At 53.1% G+C, this 15,120-nt stretch carries 10 protein-coding genes and 1 other RNA gene; 6 read left to right on the forward strand and 5 right to left on the reverse strand.

Features of this window, described 5'->3' with window-relative positions:
* Window positions 1-72: 72 nt before the first annotated feature.
* The 5 genes from DXB92_RS08235 to DXB92_RS13365 all read right to left on the reverse strand — a co-directional run bounded on the left by DXB92_RS08235 (window position 73) and on the right by DXB92_RS13365 (window position 6,768).
* On the reverse strand, window positions 73-495 hold the full coding sequence (locus DXB92_RS08235) for a PH domain-containing protein (RefSeq protein ID WP_117733495.1): 423 nt from the start codon (window positions 493-495) through the stop codon (window positions 73-75).
* A 32-nt stretch (window positions 496-527) separates the two neighbouring features.
* Complete coding sequence (gene yicI, locus DXB92_RS08240) at window positions 528-2,867, reverse strand: alpha-xylosidase (protein WP_117733496.1); 2,340 nt, start codon at window positions 2,865-2,867, stop codon at window positions 528-530.
* 490 nt (window positions 2,868-3,357) lie between these two features.
* Window positions 3,358-4,632 (reverse strand): aminotransferase, encoded by a 1,275-nt coding sequence (locus DXB92_RS08245; RefSeq protein WP_117733497.1) that lies wholly within the window; start codon window positions 4,630-4,632, stop codon window positions 3,358-3,360.
* Between the two features lie 438 nt (window positions 4,633-5,070).
* Complete coding sequence (locus DXB92_RS08250) at window positions 5,071-6,300, reverse strand: winged helix-turn-helix transcriptional regulator (protein ID WP_181976982.1); 1,230 nt, start codon at window positions 6,298-6,300, stop codon at window positions 5,071-5,073.
* Between the two features lie 222 nt (window positions 6,301-6,522).
* Window positions 6,523-6,768, reverse strand: coding sequence for a hypothetical protein (locus DXB92_RS13365; protein WP_147330038.1), 246 nt, complete (start codon window positions 6,766-6,768; stop codon window positions 6,523-6,525).
* A 1,480-nt stretch (window positions 6,769-8,248) separates the two neighbouring features.
* On the opposite strand from DXB92_RS13365, the gene DXB92_RS08255 reads away from it, so the two are divergent.
* The 6 genes from DXB92_RS08255 (at window position 8,249) to DXB92_RS08280 (ending at window position 15,049) form a co-directional block, all read left to right on the forward strand.
* Window positions 8,249-9,586: a citrate/2-methylcitrate synthase gene (locus DXB92_RS08255; RefSeq protein WP_242986628.1), complete on the forward strand. Its 1,338-nt coding sequence runs from the start codon at window positions 8,249-8,251 to the stop codon at window positions 9,584-9,586.
* 210 nt (window positions 9,587-9,796) lie between these two features.
* An RNA gene (ffs, locus tag DXB92_RS08260) (signal recognition particle sRNA small type) lies at window positions 9,797-9,895 on the forward strand.
* A 37-nt stretch (window positions 9,896-9,932) separates the two neighbouring features.
* Window positions 9,933-11,486, forward strand: coding sequence for a DNA polymerase III subunit gamma/tau (gene dnaX, locus DXB92_RS08265; protein WP_117733499.1), 1,554 nt, complete (start codon window positions 9,933-9,935; stop codon window positions 11,484-11,486).
* 100 nt (window positions 11,487-11,586) lie between these two features.
* Window positions 11,587-11,934: a YbaB/EbfC family nucleoid-associated protein gene (locus DXB92_RS08270; protein WP_021682541.1), complete on the forward strand. Its 348-nt coding sequence runs from the start codon at window positions 11,587-11,589 to the stop codon at window positions 11,932-11,934.
* Window positions 11,935-11,943: 9 nt separating this feature from the next.
* Window positions 11,944-12,546 carry a recombination mediator RecR gene (gene recR / locus DXB92_RS08275; protein ID WP_021682542.1) on the forward strand — a complete coding sequence of 201 codons (603 nt, stop codon included), beginning with the start codon at window positions 11,944-11,946 and terminating at the stop codon, window positions 12,544-12,546.
* 901 nt (window positions 12,547-13,447) lie between these two features.
* Window positions 13,448-15,049: an ATP-binding cassette domain-containing protein gene (locus DXB92_RS08280; protein WP_117733500.1), complete on the forward strand. Its 1,602-nt coding sequence runs from the start codon at window positions 13,448-13,450 to the stop codon at window positions 15,047-15,049.
* Window positions 15,050-15,120: the final 71 nt, after the last annotated feature.

A 15,120-nucleotide genomic window follows, 5' to 3' on the forward strand; every position in this document is an offset into this window, starting at 1 on the left:
GTTCAGGACCTCCTTTTCTCTTTTTCGCATGAATGGGTTTGGCTGCTGCATGCAAGTGTGTATAGTATTGCCTTAGTTGTTGCAGCAGTCGTCATTCTCCCATGCCTCCGGCGGCATGCCGGACGGTCCCACCATGTCCCGTCCGCGGATCCCGAACTGGTCACGCTGTTCGTTGATGAGAGCCGTGATGAGGTCGGAAACCTGTCGGGGATTCTTGATGGAGTGAATGTGCTTTTCCGGAGTGTCAACGTCTTTGCTGAACAGAATGATCGTGCCGCAGCCGAACAGCCGCTGTCCCAGCGGCAATTCCATTTTCTTGTCGGTGATGCGGTAGATGTCCAGTTCGTCTTCCACTACGGTGAGCAGACCAATGCGGGTGATCAGCCTGCTTTCTGTCAGATAATATCGGGTAAAGGACAGGGGCAGTCCGAACAGGGTACGCTTTTTGTCCGTCCAGAGATACTCCAGCCCGTCTTTGGTTTTTCCTTTTGTCATGACTGCCGCCTTTCCGGTGTTGCCGCTGATTTTTACAGTACGATCTCGCCCTTGCCGCCCTGCAGGGTGATCTTCTTGTCGGTGCCGGCCACAGAAACGGTAAAGGTCTTGTCGGTGCTGCTGGTTTCCACGGAGATGACATTGCCCTTGCGGGTCGCCTGAATGGTCAGCACCAGATTTGCCTTGGTATCGTAAATGGAAGCTTCTGCGGTCTTGCCGTCTTCCAGATTGCAGATCATCGCATCTGCACCTTCCAGATAGTCGTATTCGAACTGGTTCTCGAATGCACCGAAGGTGACGATCGAGTTCGGCTTTGCCAGGACTGGCATTTCCATAAAGGTGCAGGTCACAGCGTGATACTTGCCGCCCTCATAGGTCTTTCCGGTGATGATGTCATACCACTTGCCCTCCGGCAGGTAGAAGTTTGCCACGCCGTCCTCGCGGAATACCGGAGCACACAGCAGGCTGTCACCCAGCATGTACTGCTGATCCAGATAGCGGCAGGCAATATCGTCGGTGTAGTCCATGACCATCGGACGCATCATCGGGATACCGGTGGTGTGGGTCTTGACTGCCTGTGCGAACAGATACGGCATCAGCTTGCCTTTCAGCTTGGTGAAGAACCGCAGCACGTCGCAGGACTCCTCGTCGAAGTTCCACGGCACACGGTAAGAGGTGGAGCCGTGCAGACGGCTGTGGGTGGACATCAGGCCGAATGCACACCAACGCTTGTACACGTCCGGAGAAGCTGTTGCTTCAAAGCCGCCGATGTCGTGGCTGAAGAAGCCGAAGCCGGAGGAGCACAGGGACAGACCGCCGCGGAGGGTTTCTGCCATAGAGGTGTACTCTGCGGAGCAGTCACCGCCCCAGTGTACAGGGAACTTCTGACCGCCGACGGTGGCACTTCTGGCAAACAGGCATGCCTGTCCCTTGCCGTAGTATTCTTCCAGTACCTCGAAAACGGTCTTGTTGTACAGATAGGTGTAGTAGTTGTGCATGTGGATCGGATCTGCACCGTTGTAGTAAACTGCCTTGGTGGGGATTCTCTCGCCGAAGTCCGTCTTGATCGCGGTGACACCCATTTCGCACAGCTTCCGCACGCCGGCAGCGAACCACTTGGCAGCTTCCGGATTGGTGAAGTCTACGATCGCCATGCCCGGCTGCCACAGGTCGGTCTGGAAGACGCTGCCGTCCGGATTCTTGATGAAGTAGCCCTTTTCCATGCCGATGTCAAACAGCTTGGACTTCTGGGAGATATACGGGTTGATCCAGCAGCACAGACCAAGACCGCGGCTTGTCAGACGCTTCAGCATTGCCGGCGGATCCGGGAACTGATCCAGATCCCACTCGAAGTTGGTCCATTCGTATTCCTTCATCCAGAAGCAGTCGAAGTGGAACATTTGCAGCGGAATATCCCGTTCTGCCATGCCGTCGATGAACGAAGTAACGGTTTCTTCATCATAGGTGGTGGTGAAGGAGGTGGACAGCCACAGACCGAAGGTCTTTGCCGGCGGCAGAGCCGGCTTGCCGGTCAGATTGGTGTAGTTCACCAGAACTTCCTGTAAGTTTTCGCCGCCGATGAAGAAGTAGTCCAGTTCCTCGCCCGGTACGGTAAAGGAAACCTTGTTAATAGTATCCGAAGCCACTTCAAAGGAAACCTTGTCCGCTGTGTTGACCAGCACGCCGTACTTGTTGGAGGTGATGTAGAACGGAATGCACTTGTAGCTCTGCTCGGAGCAGGTGCCGCCGTCAGAGTTCCAGTTTTCCACGTTCTGTCCGTTCTTCACGAATGTGGTGAACTTTTCGCCGAAGCCGTAAACGCATTCGCCAACGTCCAGTGTCAGCTGTTCCCGCATGAAAGTGTTGTGTGCGTCCTGCGGGTAGTTGAAGAAGTCGTCGTCGGTCTGGACAGCCAGACGTGCATCGCGGTGGAACTTGTTTTCCTGAATATAGGAAGTGGAACGCCAGCCGCCGCCGGTGAGCCGCTTGCCGTTACGGGAGAACGAAACGTCCCAGCCGTCTGTGCCCTTCTTGATCTTCAAAGTCGTGTGACCGGCAGTCATGGAAACAAAGCCGTCTTCTTCGTGAATGTCGTCCGGCACATAGCCCTCCGGCAGGTTCAGTTCAAACTGCGGCTTGTTTTGCAGGCCGCCCTTGTGGTGGCAGATGTGCACACGGATCATGTCCGGTGCAACTGCGGTGTATGTGATCTCGAACGCAACACCGCCCAGTGTCATTGCACGGTTCCAGATCGCACTGGAAGTGGCAAAGATCTTGATGCTGTTTTTGGTGGTTGTGACATCGTATGCCTGTACCGCATAGGAAACGTCAAATCCTCTCTGGTTGAGCCAGAGTCCGTCAGAAAATTTCATGGAGTACCTCCTGCATAAAAATAGAATGTATTGTATTCCATGCGACTTTCCGGTACACCGGAGTGTCTGCCTGTGCCCGTACCCATCTACATGTAATCCCATTGTACCATATTTGTAATCGAAATGTCAATCTGTTTTCGGGAAAATCGTATATTTTTCCCCGAAATCGTATTTTTTTACGGGCTTTTCCGGACAGGGCAAAAATACTGCACAAAACCGGCAATGGACTTTTGTGGTAATTGTCAAAAAAGACGGACAGGAGATTGTCCCTGTCCGTCCGGAAATTTTTTAGGGAAACACTGAATAAAGCTTGTGCGTAAGATGCGTAGTCAGATTTTTCGGCAGATTGCACAGAAATTCCGCAGGCATACTGTCTTATGGCAAGGGATTTCTGGGCAATATGACGGAAAATCTGCACGCAGATTGCGTGCAAAGCCGTCAGGCGGGCTTTATTCAGTGATTCCTTAGTTTTATATGCTGAGCGAAGTGCTTACTTTGCCAGAGCCTGTTCTGCGGCAGCCAGCTTTGCAGCACAAACGAAAACGTCCATTGCTTTCTGGAGTTCTTCCTCTGTGGGGAATGTGGGGGAGATGCGGATATTTTCATCTTCCGGATCCACACCGTGGGGGAAAGATGCACCGGCACCGGTCAGAACCACGCCGGCTTCCTTGCACAGGGAAACGATGCGTTTTGCACAGCCTTTCTGGTTGAAGGAAATGAAGTAGCCGCCCTGCGGGTTGGACCAGTTGGCAATGTCCAGATCTGCCAGTTCCTGTTCCAGTGTGCTTTCGACGATCTGGAACTTCGGAGCGATCAGAGCCTTGTGCTTCTTCATGTGCTCTACCAGATTCTCGAACTTGCCGCCGAAGAACCGCAGGTGCCGCAGCTGGTTCATCTTATCGTAGCCGATCGTGGAGAAGCCCAGAGCCTTTTTCAGGTATGCCAGATTGTTCTGGCTTGCCGCGATGACTGCAATGCCGGAGCCGGGGTGTGTGATCTTGGAGGTGGAAGCGAACATATAGCAGATGTCCTCATTGCCTGCCTTCTTGGCTTCTTCCAGCAGGTTTGCCTGTACCGGCGGGTTGTCTACCAGATGGTGTACGCAGTACGCGTTGTCCCAGAAGATACGGAAGTCCTTTGCCTTCGGCTTCAGGGCTGCAAAACGCTTTACCACTGCATCGCTGTATACCACGCCGCCCGGATTGGAGTACATGGGTACGCACCAGATCGCCTTAATGGTATCGTCTTCTGCTACCAGCTTTTCGACGATGTCCATATCCGGACCGTCTTCCTTCATGGGGACGTTCACCAGTTCCATGCCCAGAAATTCGCTGACAGCGAAGTGGCGGTCATAGCCCGGCACCGGACAGAGCACCTTTACCTTGTCATACTTGCCCCACGGCTTGCTGCCCATTACGCCGTTGGTCATGGCGAGGGACATTGCCCAGTACATGATGTTCAGGCTGGAGTTGCCGCAGACGATGACATCTTCCGGCTTTACACCCAGCATGGGAGCGAAGAATGCCTTTGCTTCCGGCAGACCGTCCAGACAGCCGTAGTTGCGGCAGTCCAGACCATTTTCTGCCTTATAGTCGTCCTCAGACAGGCAGTCGGTAATGCCGTTGGTCAGATCCAGCTGTTTCGGCGAGGGCTTGCCGCGGGACATATCCAGTTTCAGCCCCTGTGCCTGAAATGCCTCGTACTGCTTTTTACAGTCAGCGGCAAATGCTTCCAATGCTTCTCGATTCATCTCTGCTACTCTCATGATTTCTCACCCGGTCCGCACCCCTGCGAACTCTGCTCCTTTTGCATAAATTTGGAGAAGTCGTTTTGGGAATCGGCTCTCCATTTTTGATACATCATATGATCGTGCGTGATGCAGGGATTTTCCGCCGCATACCGCAAGTATTATTATAGCACATCTCCCACTGGTGTGCAAGTGTTCTCCGTAAAAAAACACAAGTTAATTTTTCGAGAACGCCACGGGAAAATCAGACAGCTTTCAGAATAAAAAAACACCTCTCCGGAAATGGAGAGGTGCTTTATTCAGTGTTTCCTTAATATGTGCAGGTGAATCGCATATTGTAACTTCTTAAATCAGGCTCCCTTGAAAAGGGAGCTGGCAGCCGTAGGGTGACTGAGGGATTTTCACGTGAATCTAAAATTACAAAGATTTTGTAAGCAGGTCTTCTTCGCCACCCGCTTACGAGCACAGCCCGCCACGCTGATAGAATCCTGTCTGGATCAGATAGGTGCAGCCGCTTAGGAAGTGATACCGTTCCCCGATGGGGCAGAGAATGATCGCCTGTGCGAAATCCTTGCCAGCGAATTCTGCCGCAGCTTTGCGGATCTGTTCCAGATGCTCCGGTGTAAAGCCGAAACCGTACAGGTTGATATGCTCTGCAAAATACAGGCAATATAATATATGGAGCATGACGCAGAACTGCTTGATGGTTTCGTCTGCAACAGGCTGCAAGGCGGTGTCCGTTTCTGCCGCAGCCAGCAGGGAAGCCGGTGTCAGACGGGAAAGGTCACCCTCCAGTGCAGCGTACAGTGTCGGAGTCTGTTCTTCGGAAAAGACCGGACGGATCTTTTCCGCCACTGCTGCCGCGGACAGTTCTGCCCGCACACTGCCCTTGGGGTAGCCCTCCAGCCGAGCACCGGCAGGGTTTACACAGATGTGTTCCACAAAGGCATCATCGGAGCCGGCAGGCAGAATGGGAGCGTTGCCGCTGACGGGAATGGCACGGTAACTGCCGCTGTCCCAGTACAGAAAGACCTGATTTTCCGCCTTGGCATGCAGGTCGCCGTAGTGCACGCCTGCCATGGCGAATTCGGTGACGGCACTGTTGATGTATACCGGCAGTCGGGTGCTGTCCTCCAGTGCCTTTTGCAGCACCGGAAATGCCGGACAGCCGGTGTCCGTTGTACTGCCGCCCATCATTTCAAAAGCGGAGGGCATGATGCCCACGCCGATGCCCAGCAGGTTCTCGTAAGTCAGACAGCTGTTCTGGAGCATTTTTTCCAGTGTGGTCCCCAGCAGTTCCGCCAGTGCTTCCGGTGTCATGTCGGCTTTGTGCGTGATCGACTTCTTGTCCAACGCCGCCGCGTTCAGGGTGGTCAGACCAATGGAAATTTCTTTTTCGTCCACATAGATGCCGATCGCGAACTTGTAGGTTTCGTTGATGTCCAGCAGGATCTTCCGTCTGCCCTTTCGCACTTCGGCATTGGGGTTGACCGGCTCTTCGCCCACTTCCTGTAGAATGTGCTGGTCGATCATTTCGTTGGTGATAATGGTGACAGCCGCACGGGTGATGCCCAGAATTGCCGAAATGTCCACGCGGGAGATTGGCCCCTGTTCCCGAACAACTTTCAGGATCTGCATGCGGTTTCGCCGTTTCAGATCCAGTTTACTGATGCCACAGTCATTCATGCTTCTTCTTCCTCTTTCAAATTCTGAAACTGTTTTCTTGATGAATGGTTTCGTATGGTTTCGCAGGGATTTCCTGCGGATATTCCGAAAAATTTCGGGGAGTTTTGATGTTGTGCTGCGTTTCGCTTTGTGCGGTATTGCCAAGGAATCGCACATACATCGTTCCGATTTATCTATTTTATCATATAGTGTTTGGATTTGCAAGCCGCCCGCGGACTTTGCTTAAAAATTTACAAAAGCGACACGAAGGAGCGTTTCTGGCTGAAGCACTGAAAAAAACCGGAAAATTTCGTGACACAAAGTGATGCCTGCCACGGAGAAACCACATGATTTTGTGTACAAACCGAAATCAACCTTGATTTCTCGATGCGGTTTGTTCATTTTTGGGGTGATTGTAAGTACACTGTAGACTTCCTTGAAATAGGTAGGTGTTCTGCTGAAATCTTTTACTTCTGTTTCAGGTTTCACGGAAGAAACCCCTCCGTCTGCCCTTACGGGCAGCCACCTCCCTTTTCAAGGAAGGCTATTGTAGAAAAAACATTTTTGTGCAACTTCTAGTGCAGTCATGTCGAAACCGTCCGGCGGAATTCGCTCGTTGCCCTCGCTGTCCGCCTGGGGCTTGCCAACGCCGATTGTTGCCCTTGCCGGTATCGGTAATGTGATATTCAGGTGCTTTCTGGTGCAGGCGGGTGACTTTTATTTTTACGGCGTTTGCAAGCAGTATATAAGCCTCCCTTGAAAAGGGTGACTCCCCACGGGGTGGGGAGATGCCTGAGAAATCCGCTGAACAGCTGGGACAAGTCCGGTGACTCCCCACGGGGTGGGGAGATGCCCGCAGGGCAGAGGGGACCGCTCAGTACGAGGGGGATCGCCGCTAGGCGGTGGAAGGATTCGCCCACGAAGTGCAACTTCTAGTGCAGTCATATCGAAACCGTCCGGCGGAATTCGCTCGTTGCCCTCGCTGTCCGCCTGGGGCTTGCCAACGCCGGTGGTTGCCCTTGCCTGTATCGGTAATGTGATATTCAGGTGTTTTCTGGTGCAGGCGGGTAACTTTATTTCATACGGCGTTTGCAAGTTTGTATTTCTAGGCTCCCCTTTGGGGGAGCTGTCCCCGCAGGTGACTGGGGGGTTACCTGCTACAGCAGCCAACCGATTTCACAAAGAGTTACGCTTCTTTTTTTCTTTACTGAAAAGAAAAAAAGAAGCAAAAAAAGAAAAGAGTTCGCGTTTCCCTTGTGTTACAAGGTCAAATATCACACGAAGATTACACGTCGCAAAAATCCCCCGGCGGGGCAAACAGGCGGCTGCGCCGCCGTAACACTACCCTTTTTACAGTTGAAATTGGGGCGTAAGGTCAGCGGCGGCTTGCTATCCTTGAGCAAGTCTGCCGTCGCCATTTCCGCTGGGCGACGGGCTGACCCGCCGCGAAAAGAAAAGAATTCGCATTCCACCTGTACTATACGGCAAATGCATCGCACGAAGTGCCGCCTTGTTATATTTTAACGTCACCAACGAACTTGAGGCAACACCGCACAAAGAGCGTCTGGCGACTTTGCACGCCATCTGCTTGCAAATTTCCCGTCATATTTCACAAAAATGCTCGTGAATACATTAAGTATTCACTCCGCTTTTTGTTTCATCTGACGGAAAATTTGACGACGCATCTGTCGCACAATCTTTGTGCGGTATTGCCTTGACAATTCTGCAAAAATCCTGTATAATAAAAAGAAATCAACTTTTCAATCATAGTATTATGCAGAATGTTCATAGGGTGTTGCATTCTCTACACGAGCTTTATGCACTGCTTTCCAACAGCAGAATTTGAACGATATGGAGCCCGAACAGACGAAACCGCTGTTCCGACAAGAGAGGACTGAATAAGATGAAAAAAGAAAAACTGTTGCATTCTACAAAGATCCAGCAAATGATCGCACAATATAAGCACGACATGCAGCTGGTAGACCAGCTGACCACAGATGCAGAACCCCACTACGAGATCGAACAGGAACTTTATAAAAAGTACGAAGTCAAGCGTGGCCTTCGCGATCTGGACGGTAAAGGGGTACGTGCCGGTCTGACCACGATCAGCAAGGTGTCCGCTACCCAGATCGTAGACGGCCGAGAAGTGCCCGCAGCCGGACAGCTGCTGTACCGCGGGATCCCCATTGAACAGCTGGTGCAGGGCTTTATTACCCACGACCGCTTTGGCTTCGAGGAGATCGTCTATCTGCTGCTCATGGGACATCTGCCGAAAGCCGACCAGCTGGCACAGTTCAAGGGGCTGCTGACAGATTATCAGGAACTGCCCAACCACTTTAACAGCGGCGTTATTATGAAGATGCCCAGTGACAATATCATGAATACAATGGCAAAGTGCGTGCTGGCACTTCATGCCTATGACCCCAAGCCCGATGATACCAGCCTGCCCAACGTGATGCGGCAGTGTATCCAGCTGGTGTCCCAGTTCCCGTCGCTGGCGGTGTTCGGCTATCAGGCTTCTATGTACTTCCGCAACGACAGAAGCATGTTTATCCAGAAGCCCGACCCGAAGCTTTCCATTGCGGAAAACATTTTGTATATGATGCGTCCGGACGGCAAATATACCCGTCTGGAAGCAAAACTGCTGGATCTGTGTCTGGTGCTCCATGCGGAACACGGCGGCGGCAACAACTCCGCATTCACTGTGCACGTGGTTTCCTCCTCCGGAACGGACACCTATTCCACCGTTGCTGCGGCACTGGGCTCTCTGAAAGGACCGAAGCACGGCGGGGCGAACATCAAGGTTATGGAGATGTTCGAAGACCTGAAACAGCACTGCCCCGACTGGGAGGACGAGGACGCTCTGCGGGAATATCTCAAGGGGCTGCTCCGCGGCGAGGGCTTCGACCACAGCGGTCTGATCTATGGCATGGGTCATGCGGTGTACTCCGTATCCGACCCCAGAGCCGTGATCCTGAAATCCTTTGTGGAACAGCTTTCCGATGAAAAGGGCTGCCACGCTGAGTACCAGCTGTACGCCACCGTGGAACGCCTTGCCAAGGAAGTTATCACCCAGAACCGGAAGATCTATAAGGGCGTTTGTGCCAATGTGGACTTCTACAGCGGTTTTGTATACCGCATGCTGGGACTGCCTATGGATTTGTTCACGCCGATCTTCGCCATTGCCCGCATTGCCGGCTGGTCGGCACACCGGCTGGAAGAACTCATCAACTGCCGGAAAATTATCCGTCCGGCATATCTCTCTGTGGCAGAGCCGCAGGAATATGTACCGCTGGAAGAACGATAAGCGGAAAAGTCTGGAAAGCTCCTGAGATATGGCAACACCGCACAAAGCTTGTGCGTAAAGTGCCATATATATTCACGTATGCTTTCTCTGGCTGACGGCCGAAAGGAATTTCTGTGGTTTTTTTCGAAAAACACTTGCAATTTCTGTAAGAGTATGCTATAATACAAATATCTGATGCGTTGACATCAGGACGGATTCCGGAATATAGGTGTGCGGGTCCTGTGCAACAAAGCACCGTGAACCATGTCAGGCGGGGGACCGAGCAGCATTAAGCGGATGTGTTTGTGTGCCGCAGCAAACCTGCACACCTATGTTCCGGAATCTTTTTTGCTGGGAGGTGTAAGGGTTGTATCAGGCATTGTATCGGAAATGGCGGCCGCGGTCGTTTGACGATGTGATCTCGCAGCCGCATATCACAACGGCTCTCCGGAATCAGATCCGTGAGGAAAAGACAGCCCACGCCTACCTGTTTACCGGTTCCCGCGGCACGGGAAAAACCACCTGTGCCCGCATTCTGGCGAAAACGGTCAACTGTGAACACCGCACGCCGGAGGGGAATCCCTGTCTGGAATGCGACATCTGCCGCGAAGCAGAACGGGGAGCCCTTTCTGACATCGTGGAGATCGACGCGGCTTCCAACAACAGCGTCGAGGACATTCGCGACCTGCGGGAAGGCACCGTCTATCTGCCGGAACGCTGCCGGTATAAAGTGTATATCATCGATGAAGTGCACATGCTCTCTCCCAGTGCGTGGGGAGCATTGCTGAAAGTCATGGAAGAACCGCCGGAATACGTCAAGTTTATTCTGGCGACCACGGAAGTCCACAAGGTGCCGGCGACCATTATTTCACGCTGCCAGCGGTACGACTTCCACCGGATCCGCACTGCGGACATTGCGGCACGGCTGGAATATATCGCCGGCGAGGAGCAGCTTTCGCTGGAGCCGGAGGCGGCACAGCTGATCGCTCACCTGTCTGACGGCGGTATGCGTGATGCGTTGTCCCTGCTGGATCAGTGTGCGTCCGGCGGCGAAGCAATCACCGCGGCATCTGTTACGGCGGCAGCCGGTGTTGCCGGTCGGGACAGTGTGTTCGCCATTCTGGAAGCAGTGCAGGCACAGGACGCGGCAAAGGCACTGGAATACACCGGTGCCCTCTACGATCAGTCCAAGGACATGGTGCGGCTTTGTGACGAACTGCTGGAACAGCTGCGGAATATGATGCTGCTGAAAGCCGGCACGGGACAGCCGGATCTGCTGACCTGTCTGCCGGACGAGCTGCCGCGGCTGGAACAGCTGGCACAGAAGCCCTCGCTGGATACGATCCTGTGGCAGATCGCCCAGCTGCAAGACTGTCGGGAACGCATGCAGCGAAATCAGAACAAGCGTGTGGAACTGGAAATGCTGTTGTTGCAGCTGGCAGTACCCAAAGTCGCTGTACCAGTTTCGTCCGCAGTGACGGCGGCTCCTCAGCCGGCACAGCCTGCCCCGCAGCCTGCTGCGGCACCACAGACCACACAGTCTGCACCGGCAGCCGAGCCTGCTGCGGCGGAACCGGAACAGAAGCCCCTGACGGCGGCAGAGATCCAGCCGGTCAACAACTGGGCGGATATTCTGGCGGCATATCAGGCAGTGAATCCGGCGGTGTCCGGCAGTCTGGCGGAGTCTTCGGCATACGTTGCCGGAAACAACCTGCTGATCGTGGCAAAGAACCGGTTTTTCCTCACCCTGCTGAAGAATAAGGAAAACGCACTGTCCCTGCGGGAAACCGTCAAGCAGTTCCTCGGGGCAGAGTACAATATCCGTGCCAAGTGCAGCGAGCCGGAGGAACAGACCTCCAAGGCACAGAATCTGCTGCAAAAGGCAATGGACAGTCATCTGGATACGGCAGTGGAAGAATGATAGAAGCCTGCCTGACAGGCTGGCGTAAGTGATGAAGTGAAACCCGCATTTTTACCAATGCGAAAAGATATGAGTTTATACTGAAAGGAAAGATTTTCTCATGAGAGCAAGATTACCGAAACAGAATCAGGGCGGTGCCCAGAATATGAACGCAATGATCCGTCAGGCACAGAAGATGCAGGACGAGATCTCCGAACTGCAGGAAGACATCGAGAGCCGTGACTTTACTGCAACCGCAGGCGGCGGTGCAGTCAGCGTTACTGTTACCGGCAAAAAGACCGTAAAGGCTCTGGAGATCAAGCCGGAAGTGGTAGATCCGGAGGACATCGAGATGTTGCAGGATCTGATCATCAGTGCAGTGAACGAGGCAGTGAATCAGGTAGAGGCAACCACAGAATCTGAAATGAGCAAGATCACCGGCGGTGTTTCTCTCCCGGGCTTGTTCTAAGGGAACAGAATGGCTGGTTATCACGCACTCCCGCTGGAACTTCTGGCGGAGGAATTTGCAAAACTGCCGGGCATCGGGCTGAAATCGGCACAGCGTCTGGCGTATTCGATCATTTCCAGACCGGAGGAGGACGTAGAACGCTTTGCCAACGCTCTGCTGTCGGCGAAGCGGGACATTCACTATTGTCCCTGCTGTCAGAATCTCACGGAAATGGAACTTTGTTCTGTCTGTGCAGACGAAGAACGGGATCACAGCCTGATCTGCGTGGTAGAGAGCCCGAAAGATGTGACGGCACTGGAACGCACGGGGGAATACACCGGCGTGTATCATGTGCTGCACGGGCTGATCTCACCGATCGACGGCATTACGCCGGACAAGCTGCGGATTCGGGAATTGCTGGCACGTTTGCAGGACGGCAAGGTGCGGGAAGTCATCATGGCGACCAATCCCACTGTAGAGGGCGATGCCACGGCGATGTATCTGGCACAGCTGCTGGAGCCGCTGAAGGTCAAGGTCACACGGTTGGCATTTGGGCTGCCGGTAGGCGGTTCGCTGGAATACGCCGACGAGGTGACACTGTTCAAGGCACTGGAAAACCGGACGGCAATGTAACAGCACTGTCGCAAGACAAAACGAAAATATTTCGCCCTGTTCGTGGGGGATTCTCCGCAGGCAGGGCGATTTTTTTATTATACGGGCGGGGTTTTGGTGAAATCTTTTACTCATGTTTCAGGTTTCGCAGAAGAAACCTCTCAGTCAGCCTGCGGCTGCCAGCTCAGCACAAGGCACGCCCTACGGGTGCCCTTTCATGGGAGCCTGAAATAAGCCTCCCCTGAAAGGGGAGGGGGACCAGCGAAGCTGGTGGAGGGGTTCACCCGTAAAGTGTACTTTCTAGTGCAGCCGTGTCGAAACCGTCCGGCGGAATTCGCTCGTTGCCCTCGCTGTCCGCCTGGGGCTTGCCAACGCCGGTGGTTGCCCTTGCCTGTATCGGTAATGTTGATATTCAAGCATTTTTCTTATGTAAGCGGTCAACCTTATTTTGTACGGCGTTTGCAAGCTTGTGTATAAGCCTCCCTTGAAAAGGGAGGGGGACTGCCGTTAGGCGGTGGAGGGATTTGCCGCTACAGCAAACAGGCGATTTCACAAGGAGTTACGCTTCTTTTTTTCTTTACTGAAAAGAAAAAAAGAAGCAAAAAAAGAAAAGAGTTCGCGTTTCACTTGTACTGTAAGATTTAAGTATCACCCGAAGATTACACAGAGAATCTCCCACTGATGTAAAATCTTTTGTTTGATGTTGAGAGTTACGTAGGAACCCCTCCACCGCCTAACGGCGGTCCCCCTCCCCTTTCAGGGGAGGCTTTTTCCACCAACAAAAATTCCCCGGCGGGGCATACAGGCGGCTTGTCCGCCGTAACACTACCCTTTTCACAGTTGAAATTGGGGCGTAGGGTCAGCGGCGACCCGCCGCGGGCGTAAGGTCAGCGGCGACTCGCCGCGAAAGGATATGATAATTATGATTACTGTTTCTAACGTTAGTCTGCAATTCGGCGGCGATACGCTGTTCAAAAATGTAGACCTGCAATTCAACCCCGGCAACTGCTACGGTGTTATCGGTGCAAACGGTGCCGGAAAATCCACATTTCTGAAAATTCTCTGCGGTCAGCTGAAACCCACTACCGGTGAAGTGACCATTCCGAAAAATCTTCGCATGAGTGTCCTCAAACAGGATCACTTTGCCTATGATGCCTATACCGTTCTGGATACCATTATTATGGGCAACCAGCGGCTGTACGACATCATGCAGCAGAAAGATGCCCTCTATGCCAAGGAGGATTTCACCGAGGAGGACGGTATTCTGGCTTCCGAACTGGAAGCGGAATTCGCCGAACTGGACGGCTGGGAGGCGGAATCCAACGCTTCCAAGCTGATTCAGGGGCTGGGTCTGCCGGAAGAACTGCTCTATCAGCAAATGGCAGACCTCTCCGGTAATGAAAAGGTGAAAGTCCTGCTGGCACAGGCTCTGTTCGGCAATCCGGATATTATCCTCATGGACGAGCCGACCAACCATCTGGATATTGATGCCATCGCGTGGCTGGAGGACTTTTTGTCCGAGTACTTCGGTACCGTTATCGTGGTTTCCCATGACCGCCACTTCCTCAATGACGTCTGCACCCATATCGTGGATATTGACTATACCAAAATCAAAATGTATGTGGGCAACTACGAATTCTGGTACGAATCCAGCCAGATGATGCAGCGGCTCATCAAACAGCAGAACAAAAAGGTTGAAGATAAAATCGCCGAACTGAAAACCTTTATTGCCCGCTTCTCCGCCAATAAGTCCAAGTCCAAACAGGCGACTTCCCGCCGGAAGCTGCTGGACAACCTGACTGTGGAAGAACTCCCTGCGTCCAGCCGCCGCTATCCTTTTATCGGCTTCGATATGGATCGGGAACTGGGCAAGGAAGTGTTGCAGGTCAACGGCATCTCCAAGACTGTGGACGGCGTGAAGCTGTTGAACAACGTCAGCTTTACGCTGGGACGCACCGACAAGGTGGCGTTTATCGGCGAGAGCGAACAGGCGATCACCATGCTGTTCAAGATTCTCATGGAGGAAGAACAGCCGGACGAGGGTACGTTCAAATGGGGCGTGTCTACTTCCACTTCCTATTTTCCGGTGGATAACTCCGCATACTTCAACGACAACGATGATTCCATTCTGGACTGGATCCGCCAGTATTCCACATCGGACGAAACCGAAACGTTCCTGCGGGGCTTCCTGGGCAGAATGCTGTTCTCCGGCGATGATATTTATAAGCCGGTCAAGGTGCTGTCCGGCGGCGAAAAGGTTCGCTGCATGTTTGCCCGCATGATGCTGTTCCACTCCAACGTACTGCTTCTGGACAGACCTACCAACCACCTCGATCTGGAGAGCATCACCGCTGTCAATAACGGTCTGGTGAACTTCAAGGGCGTAGTCATTCTGTCCTCTCACGACCACGAGATTCTGGAAACTGTGGCAAACCGCATTATCGAGATCACGCCGGAAGGCTGCATCGACCGGCAGGGCACTTATGAGGAATATCTGGAGTGGAAAAAGGAAAACGGGAAATAAGGCAACACCGCACAAAAAGCGTCTGGCGGCTTTGCACGCAATCTGCGTGCAGATTTTCCGTCATATTGCCC

Source organism: Ruminococcus sp. OM06-36AC, from assembly GCF_003438725.1.
GTDB lineage: Bacteria > Bacillota > Clostridia > Oscillospirales > Ruminococcaceae > Ruminococcus_C > Ruminococcus_C callidus.

Bases quoted from the DNA above. Each gene is read 5' to 3' on its own strand.
- DXB92_RS08235 (WP_117733495.1), bottom strand. From the start codon at position 495: ATGACAAAAGGAAAAACCAAAGACGGGCTGGAGTATCTCTGGACGGAC.
- yicI (WP_117733496.1), bottom strand. From the start codon at position 2,867: ATGAAATTTTCTGACGGACTCTGGCTCAACCAGAGAGGATTTGACGTT.
- DXB92_RS08245 (WP_117733497.1), bottom strand. From the start codon at position 4,632: ATGAGAGTAGCAGAGATGAATCGAGAAGCATTGGAAGCATTTGCCGCT.
- DXB92_RS08250 (WP_181976982.1), bottom strand. From the start codon at position 6,300: ATGAATGACTGTGGCATCAGTAAACTGGATCTGAAACGGCGAAACCGC.
- DXB92_RS08255 (WP_242986628.1), top strand. From the start codon at position 8,249: ATGCAGCTGGTAGACCAGCTGACCACAGATGCAGAACCCCACTACGAG.
- DXB92_RS08270 (WP_021682541.1), top strand. From the start codon at position 11,587: ATGAGAGCAAGATTACCGAAACAGAATCAGGGCGGTGCCCAGAATATG.
- recR (WP_021682542.1), top strand. From the start codon at position 11,944: ATGGCTGGTTATCACGCACTCCCGCTGGAACTTCTGGCGGAGGAATTT.
- DXB92_RS08280 (WP_117733500.1), top strand. From the start codon at position 13,448: ATGATTACTGTTTCTAACGTTAGTCTGCAATTCGGCGGCGATACGCTG.